The sequence below is a fragment of the Salinivibrio sp. VYel1 genome (assembly GCF_009377945.1).
GTDB classification, from domain to species: domain Bacteria; phylum Pseudomonadota; class Gammaproteobacteria; order Enterobacterales; family Vibrionaceae; genus Salinivibrio; species Salinivibrio siamensis.
Map to the genome: position 1 here is coordinate 505525 of NZ_RSAM01000001.1, position 19508 is coordinate 525032.

The window sequence follows — 19508 nt, forward strand, 5'->3', positions numbered from 1 at the left end:
CAGCTATATTGGGGCGTCTACCACGGACCTAACGAGTTGATATCGTAGTCATTTTTTGTAGTTTTTGACCAAAGCGTCCACCTTTTTCAGGAACTGCTCTTTTAGGTTTTCGTGCTCATAGTCGAGATCATAGGTATTGTGGAACCCCACACGTAACTGTACGCCATTGCCCGCTAAATAAATGGTATAGCCGTCATAATCTGAGAAAGCGTCGATGCCATCTAGGCGGTGTCCATCTTCAATTTCTTCACCATACTCTGTCACTATCTCAAAGGCGCGTAGTAGGTGGGTAGGATTGAGTTCGTTTTTCACGCTTCCCTCCTGGCAGTGTTAGCGAAACTGTGCCCCACCTCCCGGCCGTGATCCACGACCATAAAGTGGGCCGGCCAATACCGGTGGCGTGGTCAACACATGCCCTGACACCTTAATCCGGTTTGGCTTAGAAATAATATTGGGCAAGGTTGCCAATGTATCAAGGGTGGTGTCTGGTCCCGTTTTTTGGATCGCTGTACCATAATTATAGCCATAATCAACGCAGACGACAGGAGAGCCCGCCGCCCTTGCCGCATGAACATCATTCACCGCATCGCCAACCACCAGCAATTCTGATGGCGGAACCGCTAAAATCGCCGCCGACTCAAAAATACTATCGGGATCCGGCTTTCCGGCCGCGATCGCATCCGTTCCTAAGATACGGGTAAAAAAGTGGCTGACCCCAAGCGCTCTAAGAAGGCTGTTCGCATGCGCCGTTTGCATGTCCGTGGTACATACCATCGGGAACTGGCGCTGAGAGAGTCCTTCAAGGCAAGCAAGTACCCCTGGATAGAGTCGAGTTTTTGGCGGTTTTTTGCCTAGGTATGAGGACAGGAACAACGCACGGGCTTGATTCAACACTGTGGTTGAAACCCGTCCATCAATGTGTCGCGTGAGCACCCGATGGATCAATAGATCCGCACCATCACCAATCCAGTCTCGAATCGCACTGGGCTCTTCCTCTGGCAAATTAAACCCTCGCAACATGCCGAGGACAGCGTCATAAAGATCATCAAAAGGGTCTGCGATCGTGCCGTCTAAGTCAAAGCATATCGCAGAGATATTCTCCAATTTTTTCATGGAACGCCTCCACAATCAGTGTGTTATAGCCAGAAAGGAAAGGGAACGGTGGATCGGACTTGCTATCCAACGAGTCTTTGAAAGTTAGCAGAGAACGAGAACGCGTCCTACCAAAACCGCAGGCAGAATGTATCGAATCACCGAGACAAAATTGTATAACTGACCGATTGCGCCCAAACTTCAGAGGCGAATCAAGCCCCTAACCATACCGTGATCAATTTCACATTTACATATCTTCGCACTCACCGATACCGACCTTAACCCTGTATAAAAAACCGTCACATTTTTGACGATTATTTGACCAGATGACTGCGCCCTGCGATCGAAAACCATCGCTTTGTCACAAAAATGAAACCTAAATAGGCACAGATTGTCATCGATGCACTCTACCCTGTCTCTCTCGATAGTGAGACTCGATGTATTCTTTATATGCGGTATTTTTCCTCACAGCCTCTATGGCGTTACCTAACGGTTATTATGATTGCGCTGATCGCAGGTTGGTCAGTCTATACCTTGGAAAACCAGCGTCAGCAAAGCCGGTTTTCTACCGATGTTGAAAAGCAGCGTCACGCACTCAGTAAAGCGTTTTCTCAGCTCTATGAGCTACAACTATCGGCGCAGCTTTATCTGCAACAAGAAGGCGGCCCAACGCGTGATAAATTCCATGCCTTTATCGATAACCATACCCAAAAGCGCTCAGGGCTTGATAGCGTCATGTGGCTACCTCGGGTCAATCGCGCTGAGTTAAAACAGTTTGCCGCGCAACAAGGTCACTATCACCCCTTTCCGCCACTCAATAACCACGCCTGCCAGTGGGTGATGCGAGGTGATACGTTTCCCGCACTTTACTTGTCTCCCAAAGCCGCGGCAGAGGGATATTTAGGTTGGCGCGCGGATGCGCAATGCGAGAATACCGTCACCATGGAGCGTGCCTATTTTAAGCGCCAACCGGTGGCAAGACTGATTCACGACGAGCAAGGACATGGGGTGCGTTGGTTCGCGGCCATTACTGCACGAGACGGCCAATTAGCCGGTTTTCTCTCCACCACACTTTATTTTGATACCTTTCTACCCACACTCTGGCAAGATGACACCCCCGCGCCCGATATGGGGCTAATCGCCCGCGAAGCCTTTGGCCACCAGCAAATGTTTACCACGCACTCAACGCAAGCATTGCAAAAATGGCGAAATACTCACTCGCCCGACATCACTATTCCGATAGCCGGAAGCGAAGAAGGGTTAGTGGTCAGGTTCACCCATCTACGCGGCTTGCACACGGGGCTACTCTACGGGGTGCTGGTTGGACTATTGGTACTGTCACTCGGCTTGTCGGTTCTGGCCAGTTTTTGGTCCTACGCCAACCGACTGTCATTGGCACAACAATTAGTCAACAAGCAGACCCGCCAGCTCACCCACCAAGCACAGCACGATAGTTTAACGGGGCTGGCAAACCGAGCGGCGCTCGACAATGCCTTGGAGGGCGCACTCCAGCAAGTGAGCGCCCAGTACAGCGAGCATTTTACCTTGCTGTTTATCGATCTCGATCGGTTTAAAGTGGTTAACGACTCTCTCGGTCATATGACGGGTGACAAGCTTCTCAAGCAGGTAGCCAAACGCCTGAACCAATCCGTCAGTGGCGAGCGTGTGTTTCGCTTTGGTGGCGACGAATTCATCATTTTGCTTAAAGCCGACAGTTCACTGGCATTGGCACAAACTAGGGCCAAGCACCTACTTCAAGCGCTTAGCACACCTTACAAGGTGGACGAGCATATGATTAACCTGTCCGCCAGTATTGGCATTGCCTCGGTGAACAAAGCCAATGCATCAGTGACGGATATTATTCAGCAGGCGGATATTGCCATGTATCACGCCAAGCAAACCCGTGATCGCCTCGCGATTTTCCAGCCGGCCATGCTTGCCAAAGTCCAGCAACGTTTTATTGTCGAACAAGACTTAAAAAAAGGGTTGGCACAGCAGCAGTTTCATCTGATGTTTCAACCTATTTTTGATGGCGAACAAGAAACACTCAGCCATGCAGAGGCACTGCTCCGGTGGCAGCATCCGACGCTAGGGGGGATCTCGCCCGCAGAGTTCATCCCAATCGCAGAAGAAACCGGTTATATTATTGAGCTTGGCGACTGGGTGCTCGAGCAAGTCGCCGACGTATTGGATAACTGGCACACCCGCTTCCCTGCCAATCAATGCCCTTCTATCACCGTGAATGTGTCCGCCAAGCAGTGTCAGTCCGCCACCTTCGCCGATGACGTCGCCTCACTGATCGCCAGGCACCAGTTCGCGCCTCAGTGTCTAGGGTTAGAAATGACGGAGACGGCCTTACTTGAGCACTCAGAAACGGTGGGGAGGAACTTGCGTCAGCTTCACGCACTGGGAATAAAACTGTACCTCGATGACTTTGGCACCGGGTATTCATCCCTCTCGCTGCTGCGCCAATATCCGTTTAGCGTGATTAAGATGGATCGCAGTTTTATTATGGATATCGATCAGCCTAACGGTAAAGCGGCGCCCCTGTGTCGAGGAATGATTGCCATGGCACATGCCGTCGGTTTAACCGTAGTAGCAGAAGGCGTCGAGACGAAACAGCAGCTATGCTGGCTGCGCCAACACCAATGTGACTACTTGCAAGGGTATGTGCTCTCTCGCCCGATTGAACGGACAGCACTTGAAGATTGGTTACTGCCGCAATCAAACCAGCGAATGGTCTTGGTGCATGGTTGAGGCGACAGCGGCCAGGGTGTTGGCGGACGAAGGACCGTTTTGACGCACTGGCGCAGCTTGCTGCAACCACTCATCGCGCAATACCCCATAACGGAGTGAGTCATAGTACTCACCTTGATAATAACGGACGGCGCGTAAGCGCCCCTCTTCGCGCATCCCTAGTGCTTTAGCACAGCGCATCATCCCCGTGTTCCCCGACCAAGTGGTCAAGCCGATTCGGTTTACTTGATGGCGAATAAATAATTGGTCAATCCACTGCGTCAGAGCATGTCGGCCGATACCTTTGCCCCAGTGGACAGGATCGAAAATGGTGATCCCCACTTCCAACCAACGCGTGCGCTTGTCTTCCCAATACAGGGTGACATAACCCACAGGCTTATTGTCCACACAAATCACCTGCGCCGTGTCACCCACGATGAAACGACGAAAAAGCCCAAAACGAAACGACCAAAACGACACCGGATCTATCGGTGTATACGGCGCATCATACTGCTTCCAAGCACGGGAATAATATATATTACGCCAAAAGTAGCGCGCTTCGTTGCGCTGCGCAGGCCGAATGGTGACGACGCAACATTCAGATACATCCACATCCATGTAAGATTATTGCTCTCTCTTTACCAAATGATGGGCGACGACGCTGTCCGCTCAGCGCGACCGCTTGTCGGTATGACCCACAAGGGTACCCAGTCTAACTCAATTAACCACCACATTGGCGACCTCCGTCAAAGAACCCACTTAATTGAGTGTAGACGGTTACTGACAGGACGGCTGCCTTGATTGCTGTGATATGGCAACGCCCAGCATCACAAGCCCTCCACCGAGGATGTGATACTGAGTCAGTATTTCTCCCAGTACCGCCACTGCAATAGCCGCTGTCATCACGGGTAAAAGGTTCATGTACATCGCCGTTCGACTCGCCCCATTGAGCGCGATAGCGTTTAGCCAAATCGCAGGCGCAAGCACGGAAGCGCCTAAGGCGGCAAACCCCACTAGCGGATAGGCGTCAGCGGGGATGGCAGGACTGGGCGCCATCCACAGAACGGGCAACAACATCACCACCGCAAATACAGCTTGTACATACACAGACACCCAATTGGACAGCGCCATCGACCAACGTTTAAGTAAAACGCAATACAGCGCATACGAGGACGCACATACCAGCATTAGCCCGTCTCCCACCGACGCGCCTGCGTGAAAAAGAGAAAGCGGTTTGCCCAGCGTTAGCATATACACCAAGCCAGCGAAGGATAACACAGCCCCGAGGATCGCACGCATCGTCAACGGCTGTGACAGCACAGGCACACTGATCAACAAGCTCAACATGGGCACCAACGACATAATCAGCGCCATATTGGTCGCCGTCGTGGTTTGCGCAGCAAAATAGGCAACGGATTGGTTAGTGACCATGCCTAACAGCGCTAGAATGGCAAGACGTGGTGCATAGCAACGCACCGCACGTCGTTGGCGCCATAATGTCGGTAAACAAAACGGCGTTAATACCAAAATGGCAAAAAACCACCGATAGAATGCCATCGCACCCGGTGCAATCACAGTGACAGACATCTTGTTTACAATCGTGTTTACCGACCAAATGAGCACCGCCGCCAATGGCAAGAGAAATGGCATCATGGCCTCGCAAAGCCCAATATAGGGTGGAAGAAAGTAGGCAGTTTACACTGTAAAACGCAGAATAAAACCAATAGCTGACGTGACCCCACGACAAAGAGGGAAACGCATCATCGTTGGCAAGGAAGAAAAAAGCGGGCAAAGCCCGCTCGGCAAGTGATTAGCCAAATGGTGCCATCAAGGCACCCAATAGGACAAAGGTATCTATCGGTGAGTAGTTTACGCCGCTCATCAAAGGTTGTGTCATTACCACGTCAACAACCTGAAAAATCGGTCACTACCCTCCCATCGCTATGTCATCCAAGGCCTTGAGCACTTGCCCATCGAGATGGCCCTCAAACACGCGCTGACAGACTTTTCTTCGCACGGCTAACCCAGATATCAACTTTTCAATAGAAAGATGTCTATCGAGCTTTTGTTGATTGTAAAACTCAATCGTACGGCTGAGCGTTTCATAGGAGACGACCTGATCACCGACCCGCAACCAATCCAGTTTTTCGAGATAACCCTGACATTCTTCGGTAATCACGGAGGAAGGATGGCCTGTCATCGCCGACAACGCGGTAATGCTGCGTTGCAACGCCTCCTCAGACGTATACTTTGAGAGCACAATGGTCAGCTCATCCGCATTAATCTCAACCAAGTGCTTGCGTTGTTTCACACGACGCCCTAACCGGCCACTGCTCTTCTCTTTGCGCTGAATCGGTTCAAACTCGCCATCAATGATCCCGGAAAGCTGATCAAGGTCTTGGCTAGGAAGGATCTCATTTCTCAGCGGATTGGGCATAGTGGGAGCCAACGAGCGCTTGCCCTCGTTATACATTTTGGCACGAGAGTAGCGGATCACTTCGTCGACGTTGCACTTTATATCCATGCGATAGTCAGGATATTTTTTCTCTTCATCTTCGCGCGTTAACGTTAAGTGATATCCCCACAAGTTCACCGCAAAGACAGACTCTGTCACCTTACCTTCAGCCAGCTTTCTGAGCTCCCGGGTTAAATCACTGGAAAAACGGCGCCATTCGATATTACGGGCCATTTTTTGGTTCAGCTCGCTAAGTAGCATGGTATCTTCGAGTCGACGCGACATACGGCTTCTGAAGAGCGAATAGAGTTGAAACACCAAGGTATGCTGACGCAATATTTCTGGTGGAAATAAAAAGAAGTAATCACGCGTCATCAATTCTTCAAAGAACGAGGGCTCCCATACCAAGATATAAAGGTTGGGCTTGATCCTGACCTCACCGTCTTCACCCTCTTTGGGCGCTTCCTCGGAAGCGGTAATGGTTCTGGCTAAGAACCGGAATCGGTCACTTTTAAACCCTTCTGGCATGTTTTCACTCAGCCAACGACCTGTTAGTTCATGAAGCTGAAAGTCAGTAAACTCGATTCTATCAATGCTCTCGCGGATGGCATCACGCGCAGGACCACTGTCTTTTTTACCCCGTAACTGCAGGATATCAGTGATATAGATCGGTGTTTTGTTGCCTATAGATTGGGTCTGTAACTCGTAATTGGGTAAATGATGATCATGATATTGCACCGTGAGGGTAAACAGGGCGAACAGTGTCATCAGATCATCAACCGTCATGATCGACTTGGCCGATCGCGTTTCAATGATCGCCTTAGTGCCGCTGATCGCCACCATCGACTTCTGATAACCCTTTTTGGTTCGCGGCGGAGCAAGCGCTTGATCAATGATCCCAGCCCAACTGGTCGGTGAGACCAAAATTTGATCTTTTTCACCAGGCATCATCGGAGGGGTGCCTAGTCCATGTTCACTGAGCAATTGTCGATTAACTTGCGTTTGCGCTAACGCTTTCGACCGTTTTTGCTTGACGGCATCGCGACTTTTTTCTGTCATCAAGCCTGCACTGCCGAGTGATGAAATCAATCGGCTGGGATTAACAAACTGATGCAGCATGGTTTTGCCTGCGAGTCCTTCTTCAAACCGCACGGGTTGCTGAATGAACAGCCCTAACTGGACAGCGGCACGGAGTCGTTGTTGGATGGCTGCGCGAGTGAGTTGCCCGTCTGTTGCGTCAACCAATTCAGTGGTGGATACATACCCGTCTTGAGAGGCAAAACCGCGTACTGAAATTAAGTTCAGTAGCTCTAGAATACTTTTGGTTACCCCTTTAAAGTGCTCATACTGTGCAAGCCAATCAATCAACTGATCGTGTACGGCGAACAAATGCCCGTCTTTGTGGGAGCGAGGGGCTTTTATCAAGATTTTTTCGGGTTTACTGGCACTCATGTCAGCTTAAATCCTTTGTCACGGGCATACTCAACGCGCATTTTTTTAAATTGAGGTGACGGAAACCGTAAATCGATCACTCTTCCAGGTAAAGACTAATAAAAAAAGACCCAAAAAGAAAGATCTTTTTTATTGTGCTTTTTAACTGATCTTTATGATTATTCTGATCTAATTTGATGATCTGATCTTATGATCCGAGTGGCTATTTTTTTATAACACCATGATTTTTATGAATTATAATTTCAGCCCTCTCGAAAGCATGATCATCAATGTCTTGGAGGCATGATCAACATCATGCACCAACGATGATCAAGTGAGGCCTGCATCAATGATCAACACCTTACCGCATTAATGATCAGATAATAACTGAAACAATGATCAAGCGTGATACACATCTTATCCACAGCTATAGGATGTCGCGGGTGATGACGTTATTGGATTCGGTGGTTAATCAGGCTAATGAGGCTTAGGAACAATGATCAAGACAGCGCTTTTTTAGCTGATTTGATGAAAAAGCGTGCATGTTGCCGATAAGGCTAGCGACTATTTCACTCTCATCCTCCAAATCGAGATGACATTGACAGTATAACTGCCATAGGAATGTATGTGTCCGGTTAGTGGAACAATGATCATGTATGAGATCGTGCTGTTCGATCATCTTGATGTAAACCGTTGTTTAGTCCACGTGATATGGATGGAATGCCCGGATCCTTCTCGATCCCTTGTTACACCTGACGTTATCCGTAATTTGGCGGTTCGACTATATCGTTCCGAACAACCGCCCAGGCTGGTAGTCTTTACAGCCAGTCTTGATCATTGTTCCGTAATATACAGAGACACATCGCGCAGATTTGCCGATGATTTAACCCATAATTCTGCTTGATCATGCTTCCCCAACAGCGCCTTTACTCTCGAAAGCATGATCAAGTATTAGCATCTATTAAGGCCGAACACCTTGATCATCGTTACGGGAAAAATGATCAAAACCGCGGTAAGCCATCGCATGAACGGCTAATGGGTGAGATTGTTAACCGCTCTCCCCTCTTAAGGGGTAAAAGGCGATAAATTCGGTTCAACGATCGGGTACCGTAAATTAGCCATTCAAAGATAGGCTTCCGACTCTATCAACTGTTTACATTGTAAATAAGTGACGCTGTGACATTTTAAATGTGAGGAATTTATCGCATGGTTTGTCGAAGTGAGTATAACCAACTATTCGTCGATGTTTTCATCAATCATCCATGATAACAATTGTGAGCAGGATCTTTATTTGATTGGCTTTTGTTCACCTTTTTATTGTCTTGTGTGGAATGTGCTGTACAATCGGCAATTATTTCTCGTTAAGGCGAAAAAGAATATGGATAGGGAAAAGACGATTGAAAACCTCCGCAATATCGCCGCGCAGACGAAACAGGTTCAGTCTGATCGGGTCGAGATTGTGATGGAAGAGCGCCACGACCAACTCTTTCCACCGATGTCAAAAGCATTAATGGAAACACGTTCGGGATTAACGCGGCGAAAGCTCGATGAAGCGATCTCTCGCATGGAGCAAGAGGGACATCAGTTCACTAAAAACAATGCTAACCATTATTCGATTACACTCGATGAGGCGCACCAAATCATGGATGCGGCGAACGTGCCGACTTTCCATGAGCATAAAGGAAAAACCCATAAGCCTTGGGTGGTAAACATCCAGAATCAGAAAGGCGGAACGGGTAAATCCATGAGTGCGGTGCACTTAGCAGCATGTATGGCCCTCAACTTGGAAAAGCGTTATCGCATTTGCTTAATCGACTTGGATCCACAAGGCTCATTGCGACTGTTCCTCAATCCACAAATTAGTTTGACCGAGCAAGAGGGGATTTACTCCGCCGTTGACGTCATGCTGGATAATACGCCCCAGCCTGCAGACAAAGACTTCATGATGCGAAATGTCTTACTGCCGACACAGTATCCAAACTTAAAAACCATGGCGGCCTTTCCAGAAGACGCGATGTTTAATGCTGAGGCATGGCAAGCACTAGCGACTAGCCAGTCTCTGAACGTGGTTGAGTTGCTGCAAGAAAAAGTCATCGACCCAATCAGTGATGAGTTTGACATTATCATGATAGATACAGGCCCGCATATCGATCCGCTGGTGTGGAATGCGATGTACGCCTCGAACTCGTTAGTGATCCCTTGTGCGGCAAAACGCCTCGATTGGGCGTCGACGGTGAACTTTTTCCAGCATCTGCCACAAGTCTATGAGATGTTCCCTGAAGACTGGCATGGCCTTGAGTTTGTTCGTTTAATGCCGACTATGTTTGAAGATGACAACAAAAAACAGATTTCGGTCTTAACGGAAATGAATTATCTTTTGGGTGAACAAGTAATGATGGCGACCATTCCAAGAAGTCGCGCGTTTGAGACCTGTGCCGACACTTACAGCACAGTCTTTGATCTTACCTCTCAAGATTTTGAAGGCGGTAAGAAGACCTTGTCGACAGCCCAAGATGCCGTCCATCGTGTCGGTTTAGAACTAGAGCGTGTGCTGCACAGCCACTGGTCTCAGCTCAATCAGGAGTAATCACAAAAAATGGCCATTAAGACCTCTGATTTAAATGCGCGTTTGTTTGCCAAAGCAGACAAGCGACGAGCAACGACAACGCAAGAAGCTCAGAGTGCGGCGAGTGAGAAAGCGGCAGTCATTGAACTTGCGGTCGCCGGTGAACACACGGTTGAATTTGAGCTGGTAAAAGTCCCTGCCAGTGAGATCCGAGATAAAACGACCGTTTTTGATAAGAATGCGCGAGAGCAGTCATTTCTGAATGAACTCGCGTTATCCGATATTTTGGTAACGTTAAAAGCACATGGCCAGCAGTACCCTGCTGTGGGTCGTTGGCTTGACGATGGTCGTATTGAAGTCCTCGACGGTAGCCGACGCCGCATGTCGTGTCTGATTGCAGAACAAGATTTCTTAGTCTACGTGGCGAAAGGCATCAGTACACGCCATGCTAAATTCTTGTCCGATGTCGCCAATGCCCACAAACCGTTATCGCTTTATGAACGCGGTAAAGAGATGCAGGCAATGTTAGACAGTGGGGAAGTGAGTGATCAAAAAGCATTGGCGAGTGCGTGTCAGTGTAGCGAAGCCTTGGTCAGCGGTGCCTTAAAAGCCGCGGCCCTGCCCTTACCACTACTGCAAGCCTACCCGAGTGTGTCTGAGCTGGGACGGCCAACCATCGTGAAGTTGCATCGCTTATATTTTAGCCTTGATGCGTCCCTGCAACAAAAGCTGGTTGCCAAGCTTGGTGACACGCCTTTATGGCAACAGGTAGAGGCGCAAGGAGTGACGCGTATTACGCGAGAAGTCACCCAGTTGATTGAGCAGTTTAAAGATGAACTTGTCGAGCCGACATCGAGTGAACGAGAGCAAACCAAAACCTTATTGGACGGACGTGCGTCTTATCGTCGCAAAGGAAATAACCTGAATATTAGTTTAAGGAAAGTCAGTGATGAGGACGCAGACCGAATTCTGGCACTGATTAAACAAGCGCTAGAAAACTAATATTTTGCACATGCCCCAGCGTTAAAAACGACATGCCTAGCGTGTCGTTTTTTTTTGCGTGTTATCATCTCCTATCCGCTTGGTAAAAGCCTTATGGAAACATGATGACATTACCCACATTGGAAGACTTTTTTGAGCCACTGATCTTACGTGCAGCGCACTACTCCCACCGTCAACTGGTTTGTGTCGATCAGGACTTGGCGACTGTACTGGCCGGCTTTGGTGAGACTCAGCCCCCGCTGCTTGTGGGAAACACAGAATATGGTTTGAGTTGGCGCCAAGCACATCAAAAGCTGGGACAAGAATGTGGTCATATCGTGGTGGAGGTGAATGCGCAATTTAATGCGGAGGCCTTTTGCGCCATAGTCGGTTGTTGCCGCGCGGGTGCGCTCATTGTGCTCCGAATTGCCGCCCTCGATAACGAAATGCCTCCGTCCGTACAACGCCTTCTTCGCTGTTTGAGTGAAGATGATAGCGTCGCATTTAATTGTCATTGGCTGCATCGTTTACCCCAGCAACGTCCAGCGAAACATCAAACGCATTCAGTGACTCAGGATGATGCGATTGCTGCCGTGGAAAAAGTCGTGACTGGACATCGGCGCCGCCCCCTGCTGCTAACCGCTGACCGCGGTCGGGGGAAATCAGCCGCATTAGGGATGGCCGCGGCTAATTTGATGATGAAAAAACCAAGACGCATCATTGTGTCATCGCCTTCCCCTGCCCATGCATCAACGCTTTTTCATCATCTGAAAGCCACCCTTCAGATCGATGATGCTGGCCAACATATCGACTATCAAGGAAGCCAGATACGCTTTATTGCCCCTGATGCGCTGCTACAAGACGCGCCAGCAGCAGACTTGTTATTGGTTGATGAAGCGGCGGCAATCCCACTTCCGATAATCAGCCAATGGCTGAATCAATACAGTCGCGTTGCGATTGCGACGACCGAGCATGGCTATGAAGGGACAGGACGTGCTTTTACGCTCCGACTCAAGCAAATGTTGGACGTCGAGCAGCCGCAGTGGCGCACATTGAAGCTCACGGCGCCTATGAGATGGGCTGACGATGATCCGGTTGAGCGCACGTTGAACGCCCTCTTTTTACTGAATGGCGACGACGTAGGCAGCGATCAGACCGATATGCTCGAAACAGGGTGGGTGAACGATATGGTGATTGAGCCGCTTAGCCGTCAGCAGTTGTATCGAGATGAGGCGTGTTTACGGCAGTTATTCACATTACTGATCGCGGCCCATTATCAAACATCGCCTAATGACTTAGCCCGTCTTCTGGACGATGACGCCGGCTTAATCTTTGCTGGCTGGCTCAATAATAAATTGATTGCCGCGTGTGTGGTGAGCCAAGAAGGAGGATTAGATTGGCAAACTTGTCACGCGGTGGTCGCAGGGCAACGCCGGATAAAAGGGCATCTGTTTAGCCAATCGGTCGCCGCGCATTTGGGGCTTGCGGAGGTTCTGCACGACAGGCTCTGGCGAGTCCAACGCATTGCCGTGTCTGAGCCTTATCGACAGCAAGGCGTCGGTCAACGGTTGCTCGCGACCGTGAATAAACACGCGGCTGAAGCCTCAGTGGTCGGGGTCGGTGTTAGCTTCGGTGCAACCGCAGTGCTGACGCCGTTTTGGTTTAAGCAAGGATTTAAGCCGGTTAAATTGGGATTAAAACGCGATCAAGCCAGTGGGTGCTATTCGCTGCAAATGCTTAAGCCTATCCAGCCTTTGAAATGGTGTGATCAGGCGTTACGCTTATTTAGGCAAAACCTTCCCATTCAGATGCTCACGAGCCATCAACGGATGGAAACTGACATCGCTGCCTCTATCATTGCTGGGTTACCAACTGCACCGCTATCGGAGGAAGTAAGACAACAAATTGATGGCTTTGTCGCCGGTGGGGTGGGGGTCGATGCTGCCCTCTCAAGCTTACAGGCTTGGTTATATCATCATATAGGTGGCGTTCGGAAAAACGACGAAAATGCCACGTTACCCATTCTGGTTAGCCGTATTTTGTTAGGGTTGCCTTGGTCTGTTGTCTGCACCAGGTATCTGCTGGCAGGAAAGAGGGATGCGGAATCCCGGATACGGAATTATATTCAAACACACATGACGACATGACCCATTTACACTGTAAACTGAACACGTGGCAGTGGCTTGGTTTACAGTGTAAACGCTGTCGCTTATTACGTTTATTTACACTGTAAATCGGTCTACTACCCTTCATTATGGGAGCCGTGCTGAGTGCGACTGAATTAATCCTATCCTGGTCACGTTTTTATCAGTGATCCTGCTCCCAAGCGGGATAAACCTGTATAATTTATTATAAATGAGACAATTGCGCACACTTGCATTAGATTTGGACTAATCTAATCAGTGACAACAGTCGAGTGCAAGGCTCCTCGAGATGATGGAGCAAGCGCATTGCCAAGTGGTTTATCTGGCTAATAAGGCCGCCACAGGGATTAGATAGGCAGGAAGCGAGATGCTAGACGATATCCTCCGCGTCTCTCAGGATGGTCAGCGTGTATACTTATCGGCAGGGAAAGTCGAGCATACCAATGGCCAACCGATAGAGAAAAAACAAATCAAGGACTGGTTGGTGAGCAACCAAGTCGAGGGCTTTTTTTGTTTTGATGATACGATAGAGTCAGCATTAACCAAGTTAAACGCGTCGCCGGATGATGCTGAATCGGAAGACTTCATTATTGCAGAACGCCGTGATGCAACCATCGAAGCGCGTATCGCCGACGATAAAATGACGGCCTATTTGATCGTTAACGGCGCGTGTGGCGGGCGTGGACTGAAAGCCGATGACATTCTCTCGACGCTGCGTGATGCCAATATCGTTCGAGGGATAAAAAAGCCGACCCTGCAAAAACTTCTCTCCGCGTCAGGAAAGCTCAAACCTGGTGAATACCTTGATGTTCCCGTCGCATTCGGTCGGCAGCCGGTTGCGGGCGAAGATGCGCACCTTGTCTATCTCATTGAAGATCCTGCCGAGCGTGTTCGCCGTCCCAAACAGCGTGAGGATGGAACCGTTGACATGCGTGATTTGGGTGAAATGGTGATGGTTAAGCAAGGACAGCCTTTAGCTAAACTGATCCCTGAAACATCGGGCTATGAGGGCTTTACTGTAACTGGGTCGGTGTTATCGACATCTTCCGGTAAGCCAATGACATTGACCGCGCACCCAGGCAGCGAGTTAAGTAACAAAGACCCTAATATTCTAGTGGCGACCATGGCTGGGATCCCACGGTTACAAAAAGACGGCGTGGCGGTCGATGATGCATTGAGCTTAGATGCGGTTGATGTCGGCACCGGGCATGTCAACTTTGAAGGCAGTGTGGTGATTAAAGGTGATGTTGAAGTGGGTATGAAGGTCACAGCATCGGGAACGGTCACCGTGGGAGGGGTAGTGGAATCAGCGACCATTACCGCTGGCGCAGACATTATTGTCCAAAATGGGATCATTGGTCGACAAGTCGCAGCAGACTCTGACATCAACTGCACCCTGGTTGCGGAGGGCAATATTGTCGCCAAGTTCGCGCAATATGCCACACTCTGTGCCAATCAAAACCTAGAACTTACCTTGCATGCGATGCATTGCAAAACGCATGTAGGGCAGTCAATCGTTATTAGTGATGCCACCAAGCGCAAAGGCACGTTGGCGGGCGGTAAGCATGAAGTGGGCGAAAAAGTCCAGGCGGTGATTATCGGCGCGAGCGCAGGGGCGCATACGTATATACATTGCTTTCCGCGTCTGCCAATACTTAAACGGGAACTCGTCAATTTAAATAAAAGCTGGGAAGAGAAAAGTGTCCAACTGGATAAGATCCAGGCGGGAGAGAAAAAACTTGAAGCGATCCCAGAAGAGAAGCGCGACGCGGCCATGGTTGAAAGAATAAGCTCGACACGCGAGCACCTCGCTTCTGCGCTAAGCGAGATAGAAGTCATGATAGAAGAGACAGACGCGGCGATAGAAAGCGGATACCAAACGGCCAGTATCATTGCGACTAAGTCGCTACTTAGTCGTGTTCACTGTACTATCGGCGAAGAAAAGCACTTGGTTCACTCAGAGCACGGCCCATCACATCTATTTTATGATAATGCCGCGATTGAATTAAAACCGTATCAAGCCAATGGTTGATACTGGTTTACAGTGTAAACTGTTAGCCAACTTTACGGATTTTTCCTTCTTTTAAGGCCTGAAGCACTGCCTTTTTCGGTCCATCTGCGACCACACATCCTTCCTCCATTACAATAAGACGGTCAACCACATCCAGCATGCTGGTTTTGTGGGTACTGAGAATGAGTGTCTCCTCTCTGCGTAAATCTTTTAGCTGCGTTTTAATGAACTGCTCTGTGCGGTTATCCATCTGACTGGTTGGCTCATCGAGTAAAATCACAGGTGGGCGGCCTAAAAAGGCGCGAGCAATTGCAACGGCTTGTCGCTGTCCCCCTGACAATAAGACGCCACCTTCACCAACTTGTCTTTCTAGTCCTGAGGCATGGTATTGGGTAAAACTTAACACGCCCGAGCGGGCAGCGGCGTCCATAATATCAATATCATCGGCAAGTGGCTGGCCGAGGGTCATATTCTCTCTGATTGAGCCAAAGAATAGCGTCGGCTCTTGAGGGACAAAACCGACATTGCGACGAACGTCGATATAATGAAGTTGAGAGATATCGGTATCATCGATGGCAACCGAGCCTTGGGTGGGAGAATAAAGGCCGACTATCAGGCGGACAAGCGTTGTTTTTCCTGAGCCCACTCGGCCAATAATACCGACTTTTTCGCCGGGATAAATGCGAAAGGACACTTGGCGTAAGGCGAGGGCAGTGGTGTTAGGGTAATGAAAGTCAACCTTATCGAGCTCAATTTTGCCACGCAGCATCGGGCGATGTAGATAATGCTTACCTTCGGTTTGTTCTGATGGCAATGCCATCAGTTGGTCGATGATATCGAGTGCTGATTTTGCTTGGTGATAGCGTGTCGAGAGCAAAGACAATTGAACCAAGGGCGCTACTGCTCTTGAGCTCAGCATACTTGCCGCAATCAATCCCCCCATTGTCAGTTCGCCCGCGGCTATTTGGTAAACACCAAATACAATCATACTGACGATGACAAACTGCTGAACAAAACTGGCCGAGTTATGGACTGAGTCTGTGAGACGGCGTGTTTTGATGCTCCAGTTTGCCATATGGGCCACCGCTTCTTCCCAGCGATACTGAAACTGACTCTCCGCCCCGAATATTTTAATGGTCTCAAGCCCTGACAGGCTTTCTATGAGGTTGGCGTTCTTTTGTGAAGAAAGACGTGTCCCTTCCTCAATTGTGCGCCGCAGGGGCTTTTGAATTAGCCATGCATGGATGACCAATAACGTGACCGCAATGATAGGCACGATTACTAAAGGACCGGCGACAAACCAAATCACGAGCAAGAAGATGATGGCAAAGGGGAGGTCGATGAGGGTGGATATAGACGCCGAGGTAAAAAACTCGCGGATGGATTCAAATTCTTGCATATGCCGTGCAAAGGCCCCGACTGAAGGGGGCTTGGCATCCATTCTTACCCCTATGACTTTGGCATATATGCGTGAAGAAATGAGTAAATCTGTTTTCTTACCTGCAATATCAATAAAGTAACTGCGCAGCAGTTTAAGGAGTAAGTCGAAGACAAAAATGACCAAAATCCCACTCGCGAGCACCCACAGTGAATCGAAGGCCAAGTTAGGCACGATTTTGTCGTAAACGAGGCGAGAAAATAGCGGCACACTAATCGCAAAGACATTGATAAAGAGTGAAGCGATTAAGACATCCCGATAAATATGACGTGATTGCCAGAGCGTGCCCCAAAACCAATGGCCCTCATCCTTCACCTGTGCTGTTGGCGCGCGTTCATCAAAGCGATATTGCTTTTTCAGCAAAAAAAGGCGCCCCAGATACGCATCGTTAAGATCATCAAGCATCACCCAACGCGGTGTCATATCCGCATGCGGCAAAACGATTTCCGCACGCCCCTTTTTCGCATCCATTTCTAGTACGACGCACGCGTCGTTATCTTTCATTAGCAAAATAGCCGGGCAGAGCAGCGAAGAGAGGCGCTCGAGTGGCATCGCTTCTTCTTTCGCGACAATCCCCGCACGTTCAGCCGCGCGGGGCAGTAAAAAAGGTGACAGGTAGCCGTCGGAGATGGGGAGCCCAGACACAAGGGCATCGGGGGAGTTCGCGTTACCGAAGTAACGCGATACATAAATCAATGATTGCAGAAGCGGATCTTTAACCATGGCTGTCCTGAGTATTATTGAAGATATAGCCTTGGAAACCATTGACGAACAGCTCGGAAAGGCGCGCAAGCTGTGCTTCTGTTTCCACGCGTGTCGCGATAGTAGTGATGTTTAAGTTATGCGCGGTACGACAAATGGATGCCAAAACATGCCCTTGGGCGTCGTCTTCTATATGACTGGTATAGGCAAAGTCTATTTTTACGTAATCGGGCTTAAAGCGTTGTAAGTAATCCAAAGACTGGAAGTTGCGGCCATAATTATCGACCCCAAATTGGAAGCCTGCTTGACGGATTTGATCGGTCAACAAGCCAGTGTGGTCAGCGTGACGGACAAAAGCGACCTCTGGGATCTCAAATAACAGTTGGCCTGCCAGTTTGCGGTGCTGGTACAAGGTTGTCCCCAACCAACGAATAAATGACGCATTGGTTACACTACTTAAGGTGAGGTTAACCGCCAATGGGCCGACGCTAGCGTCTTGAGACAAGGTTTTAATCACGTGAGTAATGACATATTTATCGAGGGTTTCACCCAGTTGGAGCTGCTCTACCGCCCCTAAAAAGTGGCCAGCGCCATAATAGTGCTCATCCTTTTCTATCGCGGAAAAGACCTCTTGATGCAACCGGTTTGATTCGCTGTCTGTGGCGGGTTGGTATTTGAACACAAACAGCTCTTTGGCCACGGCTTCATGAAGCAGTGCTTTCCATTGCTGTTTACCCATTGCAGCGTCACCGATAGATTGGTCAATCAGTACGACAGGGTGCTCCGGCGTATTGCGTGCCTGTGACAAGGCGTTATCCGCTTGTGACAGCAGCACACTGGCATCCTGATTTCCGCCGCCGTTGATGGCTAACCCCACTGCTACCTTAGGCGGCGTGAGACCGGTCGGATCCGCTTGCATGTCTACTACCATGGCGAGCACACTCTCGCCGAGTAAGCGCAAGTCATCGGGGTCTGAGTTAGGCGCTAGGATCACAAATTCATCTTTGCTCAAGCGCGCAGCTGTCATGCTGTCGTCGCTGATAATCGTGGTGGTGAGGTTATTCGCAAATTGCTCAACAATACGATCCCCAGATTCGAAGCCTTGGTTTTTATAGGCCTCTCCAATGAGATCCACTTTGATTAAGACCATACCGCCAACACCCGATTCAGTTAACCAAGATTTAAGCTGGCCAACATAGAAGCTGCGGTTGCCAAGGCCAGATACCGCATCTCGGTAGGCGGTTTTACGTAACCTATCGGCTTCTTTTGCCTGTTGTTCAAAGTAGTGTTTGAGCTGATCGGTCATGACATTAATGGCACTGACCACGGTTTTTAGCTCTGTCGTGGGAGGGAGCGGAATGGGATCACCAAACTTGTTTTTGGCGATTTCGCCTGCTTTAGCCGTAATACGGGCAAGGGGTCTCAGCGATCGCTGTAATTGCCAACCAATGATCACGGACGCGACCAAAAAGATGATTGCCAAAATTGTCCCTAACTGGACAAATGATTTCCACAGTTGCTTATACGCATAACCTGGATGCGCGACCACTTCGACTTCGGCAAGCTGCATCCAACCACTGGTGATGGTTTGTTTTTCGGTGATCACAGGGAAAACATCGAGGTCGATAAACCACTGGGGCACACCCTGGATTTGTACGGGATACTCGCGAACAATCTCACTGTTATCTGACAGCAAGGTCAGATTAACTTCGCGGTAAAAACCGCCGTCAAAAAACGCATTGATCACCGACTCTGCGGCGACTTTATCATCCGACTCTAAGTAGGGTGCTAAGGCTAGCCCCATCGAATTGACCGTGTTGTTGACATCAGAGGTTTGCTGATTGAGTAAAAAGTTGCGTGTGGTATTCAGCTCGATACCGAAGACGGCCAGCACTATGCAGAAGAAAATCACTAGCATCCACGAGAATATTTGATTGAATAACGTCATCGGT

The 19508-nt window shown here is 49.3% G+C and carries 12 protein-coding genes; 5 read left to right on the top strand and 7 right to left on the bottom strand.

The features are described 5' to 3' along the window. Positions 1-48: 48 nt before the first annotated feature. Both EHW58_RS02220 and EHW58_RS02225 read right to left on the bottom strand, forming a co-directional pair. A complete protein-coding gene (locus EHW58_RS02220) occupies positions 49-312 on the bottom strand; it encodes a DUF3081 domain-containing protein (protein ID WP_074214461.1) in 264 nt (87 codons plus the stop codon). Positions 313-330: 18 nt separating this feature from the next. Continuing rightward, the gene (locus EHW58_RS02225) at positions 331-1113 is read right to left on the bottom strand and encodes an HAD-IA family hydrolase (protein ID WP_152794395.1); all 783 of its coding nucleotides are present in this window, start codon (positions 1111-1113) and stop codon (positions 331-333) included. A gap of 477 nt (positions 1114-1590) precedes the next feature. Between EHW58_RS02225 and EHW58_RS02230 the strand changes: the two genes are divergently transcribed. After that, entirely contained in the window at positions 1591-3849 is a 2259-nt protein-coding gene (locus tag EHW58_RS02230) for an EAL domain-containing protein (protein ID WP_172969914.1), read from the top strand. Here EHW58_RS02230 and EHW58_RS02235 read toward each other — a convergent pair. From EHW58_RS02235 to EHW58_RS02245, 3 genes are all read right to left on the bottom strand, one after another. Then, entirely contained in the window at positions 3817-4446 is a 630-nt protein-coding gene (locus EHW58_RS02235) for a GNAT family N-acetyltransferase (protein WP_152794399.1), read from the bottom strand. The genes EHW58_RS02230 and EHW58_RS02235 overlap by 33 nt on opposite strands. A 159-nt stretch (positions 4447-4605) precedes the next feature. Continuing rightward, a complete protein-coding gene (locus EHW58_RS02240; RefSeq protein WP_046075597.1) occupies positions 4606-5478 on the bottom strand; it encodes a DMT family transporter in 873 nt (290 codons plus the stop codon). A 277-nt stretch (positions 5479-5755) separates the two neighbouring features. Then, complete coding sequence (locus tag EHW58_RS02245) at positions 5756-7735, bottom strand: replication initiator protein RctB domain-containing protein (RefSeq protein ID WP_152794402.1); 1980 nt, start codon at positions 7733-7735, stop codon at positions 5756-5758. A gap of 1357 nt (positions 7736-9092) precedes the next feature. Between EHW58_RS02245 and EHW58_RS02250 the strand changes: the two genes are divergently transcribed. From EHW58_RS02250 to EHW58_RS02265, 4 genes are all read left to right on the top strand, one after another. Then, entirely contained in the window at positions 9093-10301 is a 1209-nt protein-coding gene (locus EHW58_RS02250) for a ParA family protein (RefSeq protein ID WP_152794404.1), read from the top strand. A 9-nt stretch (positions 10302-10310) separates the two neighbouring features. Further along, complete coding sequence (locus EHW58_RS02255; protein WP_152794406.1) at positions 10311-11282, top strand: ParB/RepB/Spo0J family partition protein; 972 nt, start codon at positions 10311-10313, stop codon at positions 11280-11282. A gap of 104 nt (positions 11283-11386) precedes the next feature. Beyond that, positions 11387-13408 (top strand): GNAT family N-acetyltransferase, encoded by a 2022-nt coding sequence (locus EHW58_RS02260; protein ID WP_172969915.1) that lies wholly within the window; start codon positions 11387-11389, stop codon positions 13406-13408. 364 nt (positions 13409-13772) lie between these two features. Continuing rightward, positions 13773-15437, top strand: coding sequence for a DUF342 domain-containing protein (locus EHW58_RS02265; protein ID WP_152794412.1), 1665 nt, complete (start codon positions 13773-13775; stop codon positions 15435-15437). Positions 15438-15459: 22 nt separating this feature from the next. Here EHW58_RS02265 and EHW58_RS02270 read toward each other — a convergent pair whose 3' ends face one another. Together EHW58_RS02270 and EHW58_RS02275 are read right to left on the bottom strand one after the other, a co-directional pair. Further along, the gene (locus EHW58_RS02270; protein WP_152794415.1) at positions 15460-17577 is read right to left on the bottom strand and encodes a type I secretion system permease/ATPase; all 2118 of its coding nucleotides are present in this window, start codon (positions 17575-17577) and stop codon (positions 15460-15462) included. Continuing rightward, the gene (locus EHW58_RS02275; protein ID WP_046075591.1) at positions 17570-19504 is read right to left on the bottom strand and encodes an EAL domain-containing protein; all 1935 of its coding nucleotides are present in this window, start codon (positions 19502-19504) and stop codon (positions 17570-17572) included. The genes EHW58_RS02270 and EHW58_RS02275 overlap by 8 nt, the downstream gene beginning before the upstream one ends. Positions 19505-19508: the final 4 nt, after the last annotated feature.